At 70.6% G+C, this 18,545-nt stretch carries 17 protein-coding genes; 16 read left to right on the top strand and 1 reads right to left on the bottom strand.

What is annotated here, in order from left to right:
- Window positions 1-4 precede the first annotated feature (4 nt).
- The 10 genes from ruvX to nusB all read left to right on the top strand — a co-directional run bounded on the left by ruvX (window position 5) and on the right by nusB (window position 9,571).
- Window positions 5-469 (top strand): Holliday junction resolvase RuvX, encoded by a 465-nt coding sequence (gene ruvX / locus N8I87_RS07355; protein ID WP_263206617.1) that lies wholly within the window; start codon window positions 5-7, stop codon window positions 467-469.
- A gap of 123 nt (window positions 470-592) precedes the next feature.
- Window positions 593-2,293: an endolytic transglycosylase MltG gene (gene mltG / locus N8I87_RS07350; protein WP_263206615.1), complete on the top strand. Its 1,701-nt coding sequence runs from the start codon at window positions 593-595 to the stop codon at window positions 2,291-2,293.
- An 82-nt stretch (window positions 2,294-2,375) separates the two neighbouring features.
- A complete protein-coding gene (locus N8I87_RS07345; RefSeq protein ID WP_263216343.1) occupies window positions 2,376-3,215 on the top strand; it encodes a shikimate dehydrogenase in 840 nt (279 codons plus the stop codon).
- 175 nt (window positions 3,216-3,390) lie between these two features.
- Window positions 3,391-4,575, top strand: a complete 1,185-nt coding sequence (gene aroC / locus N8I87_RS07340; RefSeq protein WP_263206613.1) for a chorismate synthase — start codon at window positions 3,391-3,393, stop codon at window positions 4,573-4,575.
- 32 nt (window positions 4,576-4,607) lie between these two features.
- The gene (locus N8I87_RS07335) at window positions 4,608-5,090 is read left to right on the top strand and encodes a shikimate kinase (protein ID WP_263216342.1); all 483 of its coding nucleotides are present in this window, start codon (window positions 4,608-4,610) and stop codon (window positions 5,088-5,090) included.
- Window positions 5,087-6,178, top strand: a complete 1,092-nt coding sequence (gene aroB, locus N8I87_RS07330; RefSeq protein ID WP_263206611.1) for a 3-dehydroquinate synthase — start codon at window positions 5,087-5,089, stop codon at window positions 6,176-6,178. The genes N8I87_RS07335 and aroB overlap by 4 nt, the downstream gene beginning before the upstream one ends.
- Before the next feature lie 189 nt (window positions 6,179-6,367).
- Window positions 6,368-7,258, top strand: a complete 891-nt coding sequence (locus tag N8I87_RS07325) for an ATP-binding protein (protein ID WP_263206609.1) — start codon at window positions 6,368-6,370, stop codon at window positions 7,256-7,258.
- Between the two features lie 151 nt (window positions 7,259-7,409).
- Entirely contained in the window at window positions 7,410-8,516 is a 1,107-nt protein-coding gene (locus tag N8I87_RS07320) for an aminopeptidase P family protein (protein ID WP_263206607.1), read from the top strand.
- A gap of 51 nt (window positions 8,517-8,567) precedes the next feature.
- Entirely contained in the window at window positions 8,568-9,134 is a 567-nt protein-coding gene (gene efp, locus N8I87_RS07315; protein WP_263206605.1) for an elongation factor P, read from the top strand.
- A gap of 2 nt (window positions 9,135-9,136) precedes the next feature.
- Window positions 9,137-9,571 (top strand): transcription antitermination factor NusB, encoded by a 435-nt coding sequence (gene nusB, locus N8I87_RS07310; protein WP_263206603.1) that lies wholly within the window; start codon window positions 9,137-9,139, stop codon window positions 9,569-9,571.
- A gap of 196 nt (window positions 9,572-9,767) precedes the next feature.
- On the opposite strand, the gene bldD is transcribed toward nusB, so the two are convergent.
- Window positions 9,768-10,271 carry a transcriptional regulator BldD gene (bldD, locus tag N8I87_RS07305; RefSeq protein WP_086170636.1) on the bottom strand — a complete coding sequence of 168 codons (504 nt, stop codon included), beginning with the start codon at window positions 10,269-10,271 and terminating at the stop codon, window positions 9,768-9,770.
- Window positions 10,272-10,525: 254 nt separating this feature from the next.
- Between bldD and pyrR the strand changes: the two genes are divergently transcribed.
- The 6 genes from pyrR (at window position 10,526) to carB (ending at window position 18,526) form a co-directional block, all read left to right on the top strand.
- Entirely contained in the window at window positions 10,526-11,110 is a 585-nt protein-coding gene (gene pyrR, locus N8I87_RS07300; protein ID WP_263206599.1) for a bifunctional pyr operon transcriptional regulator/uracil phosphoribosyltransferase PyrR, read from the top strand.
- Window positions 11,111-11,205: 95 nt separating this feature from the next.
- On the top strand, window positions 11,206-12,186 hold the full coding sequence (locus N8I87_RS07295) for an aspartate carbamoyltransferase catalytic subunit (protein ID WP_263206597.1): 981 nt from the start codon (window positions 11,206-11,208) through the stop codon (window positions 12,184-12,186).
- Between the two features lie 14 nt (window positions 12,187-12,200).
- On the top strand, window positions 12,201-13,487 hold the full coding sequence (locus N8I87_RS07290) for a dihydroorotase (protein WP_263216341.1): 1,287 nt from the start codon (window positions 12,201-12,203) through the stop codon (window positions 13,485-13,487).
- The gene (locus N8I87_RS07285; protein ID WP_263206596.1) at window positions 13,484-14,062 is read left to right on the top strand and encodes a PH-like domain-containing protein; all 579 of its coding nucleotides are present in this window, start codon (window positions 13,484-13,486) and stop codon (window positions 14,060-14,062) included. The genes N8I87_RS07290 and N8I87_RS07285 overlap by 4 nt, the downstream gene beginning before the upstream one ends.
- Window positions 14,059-15,216, top strand: a complete 1,158-nt coding sequence (gene carA / locus N8I87_RS07280) for a glutamine-hydrolyzing carbamoyl-phosphate synthase small subunit (protein WP_263206594.1) — start codon at window positions 14,059-14,061, stop codon at window positions 15,214-15,216. Before N8I87_RS07285 ends, carA begins: the two co-directional genes overlap by 4 nt.
- Window positions 15,209-18,526, top strand: a complete 3,318-nt coding sequence (gene carB / locus N8I87_RS07275) for a carbamoyl-phosphate synthase large subunit (RefSeq protein ID WP_263206592.1) — start codon at window positions 15,209-15,211, stop codon at window positions 18,524-18,526. The genes carA and carB overlap by 8 nt, the downstream gene beginning before the upstream one ends.
- Window positions 18,527-18,545: the final 19 nt, after the last annotated feature.

Here is an 18,545-nt window from a genome sequence, read left to right as displayed (position 1 = left end):
GGAAATGCGCAGAGGGCGTCGACTTGCGATCGACGTCGGGGATGCCCGCATCGGGGTCGCCTCGTGCGACCCCGAGGGGATCCTCGCCACTCCGGTGGAGACCGTTCCCGGGCGGGACATTCCGGCAGCTCACCGCAGGCTCAGGCAACTGGTCGAGGAGTACGAGCCGATCGAGGTCGTCGTCGGTCTGCCTCGCTCCCTCAAGGGGGGCGAGGGCCCGGCCGCGGTCAAGGTCCGCGCCTTCGCCCAGGAACTCGCCAAGGGCATCAAACCGGTGCCGGTCCGCCTGGTCGACGAGCGGATGACGACGGTGACGGCCAGTCAGGGACTGCGTGCCTCCGGGGTGAAGTCCAAGAAGGGGCGCTCTGTCATCGACCAGGCAGCCGCTGTGATCATCCTGCAGCAGGCCCTGGAATCCGAACGGGTGTCAGGTAAACCACCCGGCGAGGGCGTCGAAGTGGTCATCTGATCGCGATACGGTAACGTTCCGCGCGATGCGATGGTGTTCGAACAGCCACCGCACAGCAAGAGGCGGAACGGATACCGGCCCCCGGGCCGTGTGTCGCCGCCGCCTCGCGGCTCTAGGGGATCGATGACTGAGTATGGCCGGGGCCCAGGCTCCGAACCGTGGCACCCGGAGGACCCGTTGTACGGGGGCGTCGGGTGGGAAGGGCAGGAGCAGGCCCACGTGGGCCAGCAGCCTGCCTACGGCGGCCAGCCGCAGCACTATCCGCAGCAGCCGCAGCAGGGTGGCTGGGACCAGGGCCAGCAGGGCGGGTACGGCCAGCAGCAGAACCAGCACTACGACGCGCAGGGCCGGCCCTACGGCCAGCAGCAGTACGCCTCTCAGCCACAGCAGCAGTACGCCACGCAGGCCCAGCCGCAGTACCAGCAGGGCGGCTGGGACGCGACCGGCACCCATGGGCACGTCCCCTACGCCGCCGACCCGGGCGACCCGTACGGCCAGCAGCCCGTGGCGTACGGCGGGGAGCAGCCCGACCTCTACGGCACGCCCGACGCGTATCCGCCGCCGGAACCGCCCGGCCGCAGGCGCCCCGAACCGGAGCCGGAGACCGACTGGGATCCCGGCCCCGACCAGGGCGAGCACGCCTTCTTCGCGGACGACGATGACGAGGACGACCTCGACGACGCCCCGAAGGGCCGCCGGGGGCGCGGTGACGGGAAGGGCAAGAAGGCCAAGGGCGCCAAGAAGAAACGGCGCAACGGCTGCGCCGCCATGTTCGTCGTCCTGGTGTTCGGCGGCGGTCTCGGCGCGGTCGGCTACTACGGCTACCACTTCTACCAAAATCGTTTCGGCGCGGCCCCGGACTATGCGGGCAGCGGAAACGGCGAGCAGGTCGTGGTCGTCATCCCGAAGGGCGCCGGCGGCTGGGCGATCGGCCAGAAGCTGCAAGAGGCGGGCGTCGTCGAGAGCGCGGCCGCGTTCGTCTCCGCACAGCAGGCCAACCCCAAGAGCAAGTACCTCCAGGACGGTGTCTACACGCTGGAGAAGGAGATGTCCGCCGCGAGCGCGGTGGAACTGATGCTCAGCCCGAAGAGCCGCAGCAACATGATCATCGCCGAGGGCCGGCGCAACTCGGCGGTCTACAGCGAGATCGACCAGCGCCTCGGAGTGAAGGCGGGCACCACGGCCGACGTCGCGAAGAAGGAGTACAAGCACCTCGGTCTGCCCGCCTGGGCGCTGAACCAGCCGAACCTCAAGGACCCGCTGGAAGGCTTCCTCTACCCCTCCAGCTACCCGGTGGCAAAGGGTCAGAAGCCCGAGGCCGTTCTCAAGAGCATGGTGTCCCAGGCCGCCGACACGTACCGGGAACTGGGCGTGGAGAAGAAGGCCAAGGCGCTCGGCCTCGCCAGTCCGTGGCAGCTGCTCACCGTGGCGAGTCTGGTGCAGGCCGAGGGCACGAGCCACGACGACTTCCGCAAGATGGCCGAGGTCGTCTACAACCGCCTCAAGCCCGACAACCCGCAGACCTACGGACGCCTCGAGTTCGACTCCACGTACAACTACGTGAAGAACCAGAGCAAGATCGACCTGAGCATCGCCGAGCTGCGCAAGTACAACAACCCGTACAACACGTACTTCGCCAAGGGGCTCCCGCCGGGCCCGATCGACAACCCCGGCGAGGAGGCGCTCAGGGGCGCGCTCGCCCCGACGCACGACGGCTGGTACTACTTCATCTCGATGGACGGCAAGACCAGTAAGTTCACCAAGACGCTCGCGGAGCACGAGAAGCTTGTGAACCAGTGGAACGAGGCGCGGAAGAAGAACTGACCGTCGGCGTATGATCCGCACACATCGTCAGACAGCAGCACTTCGGCCGATGAGCGGCGATGTCCCGATATCCGAGGTTTCCATGATGTCAAGGGCAGCTGACGCCCGCCGGGCCGCCGTGCTCGGTTCGCCCATCGCCCACTCGCTCTCCCCGGTGCTGCACCGGGCCGCGTACGACGCCTTGGGCCTCACCGGGTGGTCCTACGACCGCTTCGAGGTCGACGAGGCCGGCCTGCCCGGCTTCCTCGCGGGGCTCGGCCCGGAGTGGGCGGGGCTGTCGCTGACCATGCCGCTGAAGCGGGCGGTCATCCCGCTGCTCGACGAGATCAGTGAGACGGCCGCCTCCGTCGACGCGGTCAACACCGTCGTCTTCACCGAGGACGGCGGGCGCCTGGGGGACAACACCGACATCCCGGGCATGGTGGCCGCCCTGCGCGAGCACGGCATCACCCAGGTCGATTCGGCGGCGATCCTCGGCGCGGGCGCCACCGCCTCCTCCGCCCTGGCCGCCCTGGCCCGGATCTGCACCGGCGAGGTCGTCGCCTACGTCCGCAGCGAGACCCGGGCCGCCGAGATGCGGCAGTGGGGCGAGCGGCTCGACGTCGAGGTCCGTACGGCCGACTGGGACGACGCGGCACAGGCCCTGCGCGCCCCCCTCGTGATCGCCACCACCCCCGCCGGCACCACCGACGCGCTCGCCGCTGCCGTACCCGAGCGGCCCGCCACCCTCTTCGACGTGCTCTACCACCCCTGGCCCACCGACCTCGCCGCCCGCTGGTCCATGTTCGGCGGGGCCGTCCTCAGCGGCCTCGACCTGCTGGTGCACCAGGCCGTGCTCCAGGTGGAGCAGATGACCGGGCGTACGCCGGCCCCGCTGGACGCCATGCGCCGGGCCGGCGAGAAGGCCCTCGCCGGCCGCTGACGTCCCGTTCGCCTCCCGACGCGCGTCCGCTTGCTGGACCGGCGGCCGGACAGAGCCCCGGACGTGGGAGGATCGGAGGTGGCGGACCGGCGCCGCGCACCCGGTCGAGCCGTCGCCGTACGCGAGGTCGCGCGTACGCAGGGCAGTACCAGGGCGCGAGCACTGAGGAGCATCGTTGAGCAGGCTGCGTTGGCTGACCGCGGGGGAGTCCCACGGTCCCGCACTTGTCGCGACGCTGGAGGGCCTTCCCGCCGGCGTGCCGATCACCACGGAGATGGTCGCCGACCACCTCGCTCGGCGGCGGCTCGGCTATGGGCGCGGTGCGCGGATGAAGTTCGAGCGCGACGAGGTCACCTTCCTCGGCGGGGTCCGTCACGGCCTCACCCTGGGCTCCCCGGTCGCGATCATGGTCGGCAACAGCGAGTGGCCCAAGTGGGAGCAGGTCATGGCGGCCGACCCGGTGGACCCGGAGATCCTCGCCGGGCTCGCCCGCAACGCTCCGCTGACCCGTCCGCGTCCCGGTCACGCGGACCTCGCGGGCATGCAGAAGTACGACTTCGACGATGCCCGGCCGATCCTGGAACGTGCCTCGGCGCGTGAGACGGCGGCCCGCGTGGCGCTCGGCGCGGTCGCCCGGTCGTACCTGAAGGAGACGGCGGGCATCGAGATCGTCTCGCACGTCGTCGAGCTGTGCTCCGTGAAGGCTCCGCAGGGTGTGTACCCCACCCCGGCGGACGTCGAGAAGCTGGACGCCGACCCGCTGCGCTGCCTGGACGCGGACGCGTCGAAGGCGATGGTCGCGGAGGTCGACCAGGCCCACAAGGACGGCGACACCCTCGGCGGCGTGGTCGAGGTGCTGGCGTACGGCGTTCCGGTGGGCCTCGGTTCGCATGTGCACTGGGACCGCAAGCTGGACGCCCGGCTGGCCGGTGCCCTGATGGGCATTCAGGCGATCAAGGGTGTCGAGCTCGGCGACGGCTTCGAGCTGGCCCGGGTCCCGGGTTCGAAGGCGCACGACGAGATCGTCGGCACGCCCGAGGGCATCCGCCGTGTCTCCGGCCGCTCCGGCGGCACCGAGGGCGGCCTGACCACCGGTGAGCTGCTGCGCGTGCGGGCCGCGATGAAGCCGATCGCGACCGTGCCCCGGGCGCTGCGGACCGTGGACGTGGCGACCGGCGAAGCCACCCAGGCCCACCACCAGCGCTCCGACGTCTCCGCCGTGCCGGCCGCGGGCATCGTCGCCGAGGCGATGGTCGCCCTCGTCCTCGCCGACGCGGTGGCGGAGAAGTTCGGCGGCGACTCGGTCACCGAGACCCGCCGCAACGTGCAGTCGTACCTCGACAACCTGGCGATCCGGTGAGCGCCGGACCCGCGGTCGTGCTCATCGGCCCGATGGGTGTCGGCAAGTCCACGGTCGGGCAGCTGCTCGCCGAGCGGCTGGGCGTCGGCTACCGGGACACCGACGAGGACATCGTCGCCGCCGAGGGCCGGGCCATCGCCGACATCTTCGTGGAGGACGGCGAGAGCGCCTTCCGCGCCATCGAGAAGCGGGCGGTGCACACCGCGCTCGCCGAGCACCAGGGCGTCCTCGCGCTCGGCGGCGGCGCCGTCCTCGACGAGGACACCCGCGCGCTGCTCGCCGGGAACCGCGTGGTCTACCTCTCGATGGACGTCGAGGAGGCCGTCAAGCGGACCGGTCTGAACGTGGCCCGGCCGCTGCTCGCGGTCAACCCGCGCAAGCAGTGGCGCGAGCTGATGGAGGCGCGGCGGCACCTGTACGAGGGGGTCGCCACGGCGGTCGTGTCCACCGACGGCCGTACGCCCGAAGAGGTCACCCGAGCAGCGCTGGAAGCACTGGAGTTGAAGCAAGCATGAGCGAGGCAGTGACGCGGATCCAGGTCGGCGGCACGGCGGGCAGCGAGCCGTACGAGGTCCTGGTGGGCCGTCAACTCCTGGGTGAGCTGGCCGGGTTGATCGGTGAGCGGGTCAAGCGGGTCGCCGTGATTCACCCCGAGGCCCTCGCGGAGACGGGCGACGCCCTGCGGGCCGACCTGGCCGGACAGGGCTACGAGGCCGTCGCCATCCAGGTGCCCAACGCCGAGGAGGCCAAGACCGCCGAGGTCGCCGCCTACTGCTGGAAGGCGCTCGGCCAGTCGGGGTTCACCCGCAGCGACGTCATCGTCGGCGTCGGCGGCGGCGCGACCACCGACCTCGCCGGATTCGTGGCGGCGACCTGGCTGCGCGGCGTCCGCTGGATCGCGGTCCCGACGACCGTGCTGGCCATGGTCGACGCGGCCGTCGGCGGCAAGACCGGCATCAACACGGCCGAGGGCAAGAACCTCGTCGGCGCCTTCCACCCGCCCGCGGGCGTGCTGTGCGACCTGGCCGCGCTGGAATCGCTGCCCGTCAACGACTACGTCTCCGGGCTCGCCGAGATCATCAAGGCCGGTTTCATCGCCGACCCGATGATCCTGGAGCTCATCGAGTCCGACCCCGAGGCGGCGCGCACCCCGGCGGGCCCGCACACGGCCGAGCTGATCGAGCGGTCGATCCGGGTCAAGGCGGAGGTCGTCTCCTGTGACCTGAAGGAGTCGGGCCTGCGCGAGATCCTCAACTACGGTCACACGCTCGCCCACGCGATCGAGAAGAACGAGCGCTACCAGTGGCGGCACGGCGCCGCGGTCGCGGTCGGTATGCACTTCGCCGCCGAACTCGGCCGCCTGGCGGGCCGGTTGGACGACGCGACGGCGGACCGCCACCGCGCGGTCCTGGAGTCCGTCGGGCTGCCGCTGCACTACCGCCACGACCAGTGGCCCAAGCTGCTGGAGACGATGAAGGTCGACAAGAAGTCCCGTGGCGACCTGCTGCGCTTCATCGTTCTCGACGGTCTCGCCAAGCCGACCGTCCTGGAGGGTCCCGACCCGGCCGTTCTTCTCGCCGCGTACGGAGAAGTGGGCCAGTAAGTCCCTTGACGCTCCTTCTGCCCGAATCGCCTTCGCGGGCGGGCACTTCGGACCGCCCCCGGTCGTTTCACCAAACGACGGCCGGGGGCGGTACCGTTCGGTAGGAAGCGGGTCCAGGCCCGCTGCCAGCACCGATTGCCCGCGGCGAGCGGTGGGCCGAGCAAGAAGAACGAGACGGAGTGGCACCGGATGCAGCACGCAGTGGGATCTCCGCTGCCGCCGCCCCCTCAGCCGGGGCAGGGACCGGCGGCCGGCTGGTCGCCGGCCGCACACCACCCGGGTCCGCACCACCCGGGAACCCACCAGGGTCCCGCACCTGTGCCGCCACCGCCACCGGCGCCGGGCTTCACCGGCGCCGGAATCCCGTCCGGGCCGATGCCGCCCGCACCCCCGCAGCCCCCGGTCCCGCAGCACGCTCCCGCCCCGTCGACGCCCGAGACCACCGGCCATGTGCCACTGCCGCCCGGCGGTCCCGTCGCCATGCCCAGCGCGCCGCCGGCAGCGGTCGCGCCCGACCCGACGGCCACGACGCTGGCCGTGCTGCTGATCGGCCCGGCGGGCGCGGGCAAGACGAGCGTGGCCAAGTACTGGGCGGACCGCCGCCGGGTCCCCACCGCCCACATCAGCCTCGACGACGTACGCGAATGGGTCCGCTCGGGCTTCGCCGACCCCCAGTCCGGCTGGAACGACCACTCCGAGGCGCAGTACCGGCTGGCCCGCCGCACCTGCGGCTTCGCCGCCCGGAACTTCCTGGCCAATGGCATCTCGTGCATCCTCGACGACGCGGTCTTCCCGGACCGCCCGGTCGTCGGCCTCGGCGGCTGGAAGCGCCATGTGGGCCCCGGCCTGCTGCCCGTCGTGCTGCTGCCCGGCCTGGACATCGTCCTGGAGCGCAACGCCGAGCGCTCCGGCAATCGCCGCCTCACCGACGAGGAGGTCGCCCGCATCCACGGCCGCATGGCCGGCTGGTACGGCTCGGGCCTCCCGATCATCGACAACTCCCAGCTCGACGTCCCGGGCACGGCACGGGTCCTGGACGACGTCCTGGCCAGGGCGATAGCCAGCCCCCCGAACTGGTAGCCGGCGGTATCCGGTCCCCCCGACAGGGGCGCGGGGAACCGTGCGACCGGCCCCCGCGCGACCACACCTGGCACTTCCCGGCCGAACCCCCCGTCCCCCGACCGCACCCTCCCAACCGGCACAATCCGCCCACCGCTCCTACGCTCGTGTCATGTCAGAGGTGTACGCGGCCCGCCGAGCCAGGCTCAAAGAACGCTGCAACGCCGGCGGCAGCCCCGCCGCGCTGGTGTCATGCCCCGCCAACGTGCGGTACCTCGCGGGCGCGTCCCCGCAGGGTGCCGTGTTGCTGCTCGGCAGACGCGAGGATCTCCTGGTGTGTGCCGACCCGCCCGACGACCGCCCCTGTGAAGGGCGGCCGGACGACAACCTGAGGGTGCACATCCTGTCCGGCAGGGGAGGCGACCCGGCGGTCGCGGCAGCCGGGCTGGCCACGGCCCAGGACGCCGACTCCATGGCCGTCGAGGAACACCACCTCACGGTCAGCCGCCACCGAGCGCTCGCCTCGACCGCCCCCGAACTGCGCCTCGCCGACCTCGGCGGAGCCGTCGAGCAGCTCCGGGTGGTCAAGGACGAGGAGGAGATCTCCTGCCTGCGCATCGGCGCCGAGATCGCCGACCAGGCGCTGGGCGAACTCCTGGAGTCCATCCTGGTCGGCCGCACCGAACGGCACCTCGCCCTGGAACTGGAGCGGCGGCTCGTCGACCACGGCGCCGACGGCCCGGGCTTCCCCACCTCCGTGGCCACCGGGCCGAACTCCGGCCGCCGTGGCCACCGCCCCACCGACCGGCGCGTCGAGGAGGGCGACTTCCTCTCCGTCTGCCTGGGCGCCACCTATCGCGGCTATCGCTGCGAGATCGGCCGTACCTTCGTCATCGGCACGTCGCCCGCCGACTGGCAGATCGAGCTGTACGATCTGGTCTTCGCCGCTCAGCGCGCCGGACGGGAGGCCCTGGCACCCGGTGCGGCCTACCGTGACGTGGACCGGGCCGCACGGCAGATACTGGATTCGGCAGGGTACGGAGAAGGCCTGCAGCCGCTCACGGGACATGGGGTAGGACTCGAAATCGACGAGGACCCGCAGTTGGCTCCCGCAGCCATGGGTAAACTGGACGCTTGCGTGCCGGTCACCGTCGAACCGGGGGTCCACCTCCCGGGCCGGGGCGGTGTCCGGATCGATGACACGCTCGTCGTACGCCCCGAGGCGGACGGCGGACCCGAGCTACTCACCATCACGACCAAGGAGCTGCTCGCCCTCTAGGCAGGTGCGTGCCCCGGGGTCGTCCACGTCAGTCCAGGAGATTCCGCAACCGTGGCTTCCACGAACGACCTCAAGAACGGCCTGGTGCTCAAGCTCGAAGGCGGCCAGCTCTGGTCCGTCGTCGAGTTCCAGCACGTCAAGCCCGGCAAGGGCCCCGCTTTCGTGCGCACCAAGCTCAAGAACGTGCTGTCCGGCAAGGTGGTCGACAAGACCTTCAACGCCGGCGTCAAGGTCGAGACGGCCACTGTCGACAAGCGCGACATGCAGTTCTCGTACATGGACGGCGAGTACTTCGTCTTCATGGACATGGACACGTACGACCAGCTGCACATCGACCGGAAGACCGTCGGCGACGCCGCGAACTTCCTGATCGAGGGCTTCACGGCCGTCGTCGCCCAGCACGAAGGCGAGGTGCTCTTCGTCGAGCTCCCGGCCGCCGTCGAGCTGACCATCCAGGAGACCGAGCCGGGCGTCCAGGGCGACCGCTCCACCGGTGGCACCAAGCCCGCCATCCTGGAGACCGGTCACCAGATCCAGGTCCCGCTCTTCATCACCACCGGTGAGAAGATCAAGGTCGACACCCGTACGAGCGACTACCTCGGCCGGGTGAACAGCTAACCGTGGCTGCCCGTAACACGGCCCGCAAGCGCGCCTTCCAGATCCTCTTCGAGGGCGATCAGCGCGGGGCCGATGTCCTGACGGTCCTCGCGGACTGGATCCGGCTCTCCAGGACCGACGACCGGCAGCCGCCGGTGAGCGAGTACACGATGCAGCTGGTCGAGGGCTACGCGCAGCACGCGCGGCGCATCGACGAGCTGATCGCCCAGTACGCGGTCGGCTGGACGCTCGACCGGATGCCGGTCGTCGACCGCAACATCCTGCGGCTGGGTGCGTACGAACTGATCTGGGCCGACGAGACCCCGGATGCCGTCGTCCTCGACGAGATGGTGCAGCTGGCGAAGGAGTTCTCCACGGACGAGTCGCCCTCGTTCGTCAACGGCCTGCTCGGGCGGCTGAAGGAGCTCAAGCCCTCGCTGCGCCGGGACGAGGCATAGGCCGGGACACGGCCCAAGAGGCATCGGAGGCCTCAGCGGTACAGACGCCACAGGGCCCGCAGCGCGACTGCTGCGGGCCCTCTGGCGTCTTCGTACACATGAGCCCTGTGAGGCCCGCAGAAAGCCGCCGGGGTGGCCGGAACCATGAAGTTCCGGCCACCCCGGCGGCACGTTTCTGCTCAAGTGCTGTGCGGGCTCAGCTCTCCTCATGGGTGGCCACGGCGCGGCGCGCGTCCGCGTCCAGGACACCCCAGCTGATCAGCTGCTCGGTCAGGACCGAGGGCGACTGGTCGTAGATGACGGCGAGTGTGCGCAGGTCGTCCTGCCGGATCGACAGCACCTTGCCGTTGTAGTCACCGCGCTGGGACTGGATCGTCGCCGCGTACCGCTGCAGGGGGCCGGCCTTCTCGGCCGGGACCGTGGCGAGCCGCTCCAGGTCCAGGACCAGCTTCGGCGGCGGCTCGGCCGCGCCGCCCGGGGTGGTGCCCGGAAGCAGCTCCTGCACCGGAACACCATAGAAATCGGCCAGCTCCGCAAGGCGCTGCACGGTTACGGCGCGGTCGCCGCGCTCGTACGAACCGACCACGACCGCCTTCCAGCGTCCCTGGGACTTCTCCTCGACACCGTGGAGGGAAAGGCCCTGCTGGGTGCGGATGGCCCGGAGCTTGGCCCCGAGCTGTTTGGCGTATTCGCTGGACATATGGCTCCCCGGACACTGTGTCGACGCGGCCGGCTGTGGTTCCGAGCCGCGCGGCTGGTAACTCACTGTGAGGTTACGCAGCGTGACTCCCGCCCGTCAAGCCGAATGGTCCACACCGACTCTTCCGTGGTAGCGGTGGCCGATTACGCCATAGGGGTGATCAGGGGCGTCGCCGCGACCTGCTACGGTGGATGGCGCAAATCCGACGTCCTTTAAGGTCCGTCCCGTGAGGCGGAGAAGGAGGTCCGTTTCGTATGGACAACAAGCAGGACACACAAGCGTCCGATGCGCGGCCCGTTCTCGAAGGGCCCGACATCGCACGGGTGTTGACCCGTATCGCCCACGAGATCGTCGAGCGCGCCAAGGGCGCCGACGACGTGGTGCTCCTCGGCATTCCGACCCGGGGCGTCTACCTCGCCCAGCGGCTCGCTGCCAAGCTCGAGGACGTCACCGACCGCAAGATCCCGGTCGGCTCCCTCGACATCACCATGTACCGCGACGACCTGCGCATGCACCCGCCGCGTGCGCTGGCCCGCACCGACATCCCCGGTGAGGGCATCGACGGCCGACTGGTCGTCCTCGTCGACGACGTGCTCTTCTCCGGCCGCACGATCCGCGCCGCCCTCGACGCCCTGAACGACATCGGGCGCCCCCGGGCGGTCCAGCTCGCGGTCCTCGTCGACCGCGGCCACCGCGAACTGCCCATCCGCGCCGACTATGTCGGCAAGAACCTCCCCACGTCGCTGCGGGAGACGGTCAAGGTCCAGCTCGCCGAGGAGGACGGTCGCGACACCGTGCTGCTCGGTGCGAAGCCGGCCGCCCCGGGCGAGCAGCAGTAGCGGACCGGCGTACGGCACCCGCCGCGCGCCCCGCCCCCGCGCCCTCGCCTGCCCGGAATCTCCCAGAACCTGAACTGCCTTACGGAGCCTGACAGATGCAGCGTCATCTCATCTCGGCCGCCGATCTCACCCGCGACGACGCCGTCCTGATCCTCGACACCGCCGAGGAGATGGCCCGGGTCGCCGACCGGCCGATCAAAAAGCTGCCGACCCTGCGCGGCCGCACGATCGTCAACCTCTTCTTCGAGGACTCCACGCGGACCCGGATCTCCTTCGAGGCCGCGGAGAAGCGCCTGTCCGCGGACGTCATCAACTTCTCCGCCAAGGGGTCGAGCGTCTCCAAGGGCGAGTCTCTGAAGGACACCGCCCAGACCCTGGAGGCGATGGGCGTCGACGCCGTCGTCATCCGGCACGGCGCCTCCGGAGCCCCCTACCGCCTGGCCAACTCCGGCTGGATCGACGCGGCGGTCATCAACGCCGGTGACGGCACCCACCAGCACCCCACCCAGGCCCTGCTCGACGCCTTCACCATGCGCCGCCGGCTGATCGGCCGGGACGCCGGGCTCGGCCAGGACCTGGCCGGCAAGCGCATCACCATCGTCGGGGACGTGCTGCACAGCCGCGTCGCCCGCTCCAACGTCGACCTGCTGCACACCCTCGGCGCCGAGGTCACCCTGGTCGCCCCGCCCACCCTGGTGCCGGTCGGCGTCGGGAACTGGCCCTGCGAGGTGTCGTACGACCTCGACAGCACCCTGCCGAAGTCCGACGCCGTGATGATGCTCCGCGTGCAGCGCGAGCGCATGAACGCCGCCTTCTTCCCGACCGAGCGCGAGTACTCACGGCGCTACGGCCTCGACGGAGACCGCATGGCCAAGATGCCCGAGCACGCCATCGTGATGCACCCCGGCCCCATGGTCCGCGGCATGGAGATCACCGCCGAGGTCGCCGACTCCGAGCGCTGCACCGTCGTCGAGCAGGTGGCGAACGGAGTCTCCATCCGGATGGCCGTTCTGTATCTGCTGCTGGGCGGCAACGAACCCGCCGTCACCCACGCCCGCACCCTCGAGGAGAAGTAAGACCGATGAGCAACCTGGGCAAGATCCTGATCCGTGGTGCGAAGGTGCTCGGCGGCGAGCCGCAGGACGTGCTGATCGACGGCGAGACGATCGCCGAGGTCGGCGCCGGACTGAACGCCGACGGCGCCGAGGTGGTCGAGGCCGCCGGTAAGGTGCTGCTGCCGGGCCTGGTCGACCTGCACACCCATCTGCGCGAGCCGGGCCGCGAGGACTCCGAGACCGTACTGACCGGCACGCGCGCCGCCGCCAGCGGTGGTTACACGGCCGTGTTCGCCATGGCCAACACCTTCCCGGTCGCCGACACCGCCGGCGTCGTCGAGCAGGTCTACCGGCTCGGCCAGGAGCACGGCTACTGCGACGTCCAGCCCATCGGCGCCGTCACCGTCGGCCTGGAGGGCAAGAAGCTCGCCGAGCTGGGCGCGATGCACGAGTCGGCGGCGGGCGTGACCGTCTTCTCCGACGACGGCAAGTGCGTCGACGACGCCGTGATCATGCGCCGCGCACTGGAGTACGTGAAGGCCTTCGGCGGCGTCGTCGCCCAGCACGCGCAGGAGCCGCGCCTCACCGAGGGCGCCCAGATGAACGAGGGCGTCGTCTCCGCCGAGCTCGGCCTGGGCGGCTGGCCGGCCGTCGCCGAGGAGTCGGTCATCGCCCGCGACGTCCTGCTCGCCGAGCACGTCGGCTCCCGCGTCCACATCTGCCATCTGTCGACCGCCGGGTCCGTCGAGATCGTCCGCTGGGCCAAGTCCCGCGGCATCGACGTCACCGCCGAGGTGACCCCGCACCACCTCCTGCTGACGGATGAGATGGTGCGCACCTACAACCCGGTGTACAAGGTCAACCCGCCGCTGCGCACCGAGCGCGACGTCATGGCCCTGCGCGAGGCGCTCGCCGACGGCACGATCGACATCGTCGCCACCGACCATGCCCCGCACCCGCACGAGGACAAGGACTGCGAGTGGGCCGCGGCCGCCATGGGCATGGTGGGCCTGGAGACCGCGCTGTCGGTGGTCCAGGAGACCATGGTCGACACGGGCCTGCTGGACTGGGCCGGCGTCGCCGACCGCATGTCCGTCAAGCCCGCGCGGATCGGACGGGCCGAGGGACACGGCCGTCCCGTCTCGGCAGGCGAGCCGGCCAACCTCACGCTCGTCGATACCGCATACCGTGGCCAGGTGGACCCCGCGGGCTTCGCCTCGCGCAGCCGCAACACCCCGTACGAGGGACGTGAGCTGCCGGGCCGTGTCACCCACACGTGGCTGCGGGGCAAGGCGACGCTCGTCGACGGGAAGCTCACGTGACACCTGTAATCCTGCTGGCCGCCGACCTGGCCGAGAAGAAGTCGGCCGAGGTCACCGACTGGGCCGCCCGCGCCGGCTGGCTCGTCGGACTCGCCCTGTTCGTCGCGCTCGTCTACTGGCTGATGCGCGAGGGCTGGAAGTGGCGCGGCACCCTCCAGGGCGACATCCCGGAGCTGCCCAGCGCGCCGGACGACCTCGGCCCGGCCAGACTGAGCATGAGCGGCCGCTACCACGGCTCCACCACCGCCGGGCAGTGGCTGGACCGCATCGTGGCCCACGGCCTCGGCACCCGCAGCCGGGCCGAGCTCACGCTGACGGACGCGGGCCTGGACGTCGTACGACCCGGAGCGGCCGACTTCTTCGTCCCCGCCGCCGCGCTGCGCGAGGCCCGGCTCGACAAGGGCATCGCGGGCAAGGTCCTCACCGAGGGCGGCCTGCTCGTGGTCACCTGGGCCCACGGGGACCGGCTGATCGACTCCGGCTTCCGCTCCGACCGCGCGGCCGAGCACCACGAGTGGGTCGACGCCATCAACTCCATGATCAAGACACACAGCACGGAAGGCGCCGAACGATGACGACCTCCAACAAGGGAGCGGCCTCGCAGAGGCACAAGGCAGCTCCCGCCGTACTCGTCCTGGAGGACGGCCGGATCTTCCGCGGCCGTGCCTACGGGGCCGCGGGGGTGACCTTCGGCGAAGCCGTGTTCTCCACCGGCATGACCGGCTACCAGGAGACGCTCACCGACCCGTCGTACCACCGTCAGGTCGTCGTGATGACCGCCCCGCACGTCGGCAACACCGGCGTCAACGACGAGGACCCCGAGTCGAAGCGGATCTGGGTCGCGGGTTACGTGGTGCGCGACCCCGCGCGCGTGCCCTCCAGCTGGCGCGCCAAGCGCTCGCTGGACGAGGAGCTGCGCCACCAGGGCGTCGTCGGCATCAGCGGCATCGACACCCGCGCCCTCACCCGCCATCTGCGCGAGCGCGGCGCCATGCGCGTCGGCATCTTCTCCGGCAACGCGCTGCCCGACGAGGGCACCATGCTGGCCGAGGTGCGCCAGGCCCCCGAGATGGAGGGCGCCGACCTCTCCGCCGAGGTCGCCACCAAGGAGACGTACGTCGTCCCCGCGATCGGTGCGAAGAAGTTCACCGTCGCCGCCGTCGACCTCGGCATCAAGGGCATGACCCCGCACCGCATGGCCGAGCGCGGCATCGAGGTGCACGTGCTGCCCGCCACGGCCACCGCCGAGGACGTGTACGCCGTGAACCCCGACGGTGTCTTCTTCTCCAACGGCCCTGGCGACCCGGCAACGGCCGACCACCCGGTCTCCGTCATGCGGGCGGTCCTGGAGCGCGGCACCCCGCTCTTCGGCATCTGCTTCGGCAACCAGATCCTCGGCCGCGCGCTCGGCTTCGGCACCTACAAGCTGAAGTACGGTCACCGGGGCATCAACCAGCCGGTGCAGGACCGTACGACCGGCAAGGTCGAGGTCACCGCGCACAACCACGGCTTCGCCGTGGACGCCCCGCTCGACCGGGTCTCCGACACCCCCTTCGGCCGTGTCGAGGTCTCCCACGTCTGCCTCAACGACAACGTGGTGGAGGGCCTCCAGCTCCTCGACAAGCCGGCCTTCAGCGTCCAGTACCACCCCGAAGCAGCCGCGGGTCCGCACGACGCCGCCTACCTGTTCGACCGCTTCGTATCCCTGATGGAGGGCCAGCGTGCCTAAGCGCACCGATATCCAGTCCGTCCTGGTCATCGGCTCCGGCCCGATCGTCATCGGCCAGGCCGCCGAGTTCGACTACTCCGGCACCCAGGCGTGCCGCGTGCTGCGCGCCGAGGGCCTGCGCGTCGTGCTCGTGAACTCCAACCCGGCGACTATCATGACCGACCCGGAGATCGCCGACGCGACCTATGTCGAGCCGATCACCCCGGACATCGTCGAGAAGATCATCGCCAAGGAGCGGCCGGACGCGCTGCTGCCCACCCTGGGCGGCCAGACGGCCCTCAACACCGCCATCTCACTGCACGAGAACGGCGTCCTGGACAAGTACGGCGTCGAACTGATCGGCGCCAACGTCGAGGCCATCCACAAGGGCGAGGACCGCGACCAGTTCAAGCTGGTCGTCGAGGCGGTCCGGGAGAAGACCGGCCACGGCGAGTCCGCCCGCTCGGTCATCTGCCACTCCATGGAGGACGTCCTCGGGGGCGTCGAGCAGCTGGGCGGCTACCCGGTCGTCGTCCGCCCGTCCTTCACGATGGGCGGCGCCGGCTCCGGCTTCGCCCACGACGAGGAGGAACTGCGCCGCATCGCGGGCCAGGGCCTGACCCTCTCGCCGACCACCGAGGTGCTCCTGGAGGAGTCCATCCTCGGCTGGAAGGAGTACGAGCTGGAGCTGATGCGCGACAAGCACGACAACGTCGTGGTCGTGTGCTCCATCGAGAACTTCGACCCGATGGGCGTGCACACCGGTGACTCGATCACCGTCGCCCCGGCGATGACCCTCACCGACCGTGAGTACCAGATCCTGCGGGACATCGGCATCGCCGTCATCCGCGAGGTCGGCGTCGACACCGGCGGCTGCAACATCCAGTTCGCGGTGAACCCCGAGGACGGCCGGGTCATCGTCATCGAGATGAACCCGCGCGTGTCGCGCTCCTCGGCCCTCGCGTCCAAGGCGACCGGCTTCCCGATCGCCAAGATCGCGGCCAAGCTCGCCGTCGGCTACACCCTCGACGAGATCCCGAACGACATCACGCGGGAGACCCCGGCCTCATTCGAGCCGACCCTCGACTACGTCGTGGTGAAGGCCCCGCGGTTCGCCTTCGAGAAGTTCCCGCAGGCCGACTCCACCCTCACCACCACCATGAAGTCGGTCGGCGAGGCCATGGCCATCGGCCGCAACTTCACCGAGGCCTTCCAGAAGGCGCTGCGCTCGCTGGAGAAGAAGGGCAGCCAGTTCACCTTCGTCGGCGAGGCGGGCTCCGCCGAGGACAAGGACGAACTGCTGCGCGAGGCCGTACGGCCCACCGACGGCCGGATCAACACGGTCATGCGGGCCATCCGCGCGGGCGCCACGCAGGAGGAGGTGTTCGAGGCCACGAAGATCGACCCGTGGTTCGTCGACCAGCTCTTCCTCATCAAGGAGATCGCCGACGAGCTGGCCGAGGCCGCCGAGCTCACCCCGGACCTGCTGGCCGAGGCCAAGCGGCACGGCTTCTCCGACCAGCAGATCGGTGAGATCCGCGGGCTGCGCGAGGACATCGTGCGCGAGGTCCGCCACACGCTCGGGATCCGGCCGGTCTACAAGACGGTCGACACCTGCGCCGCCGAGTTCGCGGCGCGGACGCCGTACTTCTACTCCTCCTACGACGAGGAGACCGAGGTCGCGCCGCGCGAGAAGCCCGCGGTCATCATCCTCGGCTCCGGTCCGAACCGGATCGGGCAGGGCATCGAGTTCGACTACTCGTGCGTCCACGCCTCCTTCGCGCTCAGCGACGCCGGGTACGAGACCGTGATGGTCAACTGCAACCCCGAGACCGTCTCCACGGACTACGACACCTCCGACCGCCTGTACTTCGAGCCGCTGACCCTCGAGGACGTGCTGGAGATCGTCCACGCGGAGCAGCAGGCCGGTCCGGTCGCCGGTGTGGTGGTCCAGCTGGGCGGCCAGACCCCGCTGGGCCTGTCGCAGGCGCTCAAGGACAACGGCGTGCCGATCGTGGGCACGTCCCCCGAGGCCATCCACGCGGCCGAGGACCGGGGCGCCTTCGGGCGGGTGCTGGCGGAGGCGGGCCTGCCTGCCCCCAAGCACGGCACCGCCACGACCTTCGCCGAGGCCAAGGCCATCGCCGACGAGATCGGCTACCCGGTGCTCGTCCGCCCGTCGTACGTCCTAGGCGGTCGCGGCATGGAGATCGTGTACGACGAGACCCGGCTGTCCTCCTACATTGCGGAGTCGACGGAGATCAGCCCCTCGCGCCCGGTGCTGGTCGACCGGTTCCTCGACGACGCGATCGAGATCGACGTGGACGCCCTCTACGACGGCCACGATCTCTACCTCGGCGGCGTCATGGAGCACATCGAGGAGGCCGGCATCCACTCCGGCGACTCGGCCTGTGCCCTGCCTCCGATCACGCTGGGCGGCTTCGACATCAAGCGTCTGCGCGCCTCGACCGAGGCCATCGCCAAGGGCGTGGGCGTACGGGGCCTGATCAACATCCAGTTCGCCATGGCGGGCGACATCCTCTACGTGCTGGAGGCCAACCCGCGAGCGTCCCGCACCGTCCCCTTCACCTCGAAGGCGACCGCGGTCCCGCTGGCGAAGGCCGCCGCCCGGATCTCCCTGGGCGCGACCATCGCCGAGCTGCGCGCCGAGGGGCTGCTGCCGGCCACCGGCGACGGCGGTGAGCTGCCGTTCGACGCGCCGATCTCCGTCAAGGAGGCGGTCATGCCGTGGTCGCGGTTCCGCGACATCCACGGCCGCGGTGTGGACACCGTGCTCGGCCCGGAGATGCGCTCCACCGGCGAGGTCATGGGCATCGACTCCGTCTTCGGCACCGCCTACGCCAAGTCCCAGGCGGGTGCCTACGGCCCGCTGCCGACGAAGGGCCGGGCGTTCATCTCGGTCGCCAACCGGGACAAGCGCTCGATGATCTTCCCGGCCCGTGAACTGGTCGCGCACGGCTTCGAGCTGCTGGCCACGTCCGGCACGGCCGAGGTCCTCAAGCGCAACGGCATCCACGCCACCATCGTGCGCAAGCAGTCGGAGGGCGTCGGACCGAACGGCGAGCGGACGATCGTCCAGCTCATCCACGACGGCGAGGTCGACCTGATCGTCAACACCCCGTACGGCACCGGCGGCCGCCTCGACGGCTACGAGATCCGTACGGCGGCCGTGGCGCGGTCCGTGCCCTGCCTGACGACGGTGCAGGCCCTCGCCGCCGCGGTCCAGGGCATCGACGCCCTCAACCACGGCGACGTGGGCGTGCGTTCGCTCCAGGAACACGCGGAACACCTGACCGCGGCCCGCGACTAGCAGCCCTGAGGGGGACACC

This window comes from Streptomyces sp. HUAS 15-9 (assembly GCF_025642155.1).
Lineage (GTDB): Bacteria > Actinomycetota > Actinomycetes > Streptomycetales > Streptomycetaceae > Streptomyces.
The sequence above is the reverse complement of the archived record's forward strand: the minus strand, read 5'-3'. Positions and strand labels throughout refer to the sequence as shown.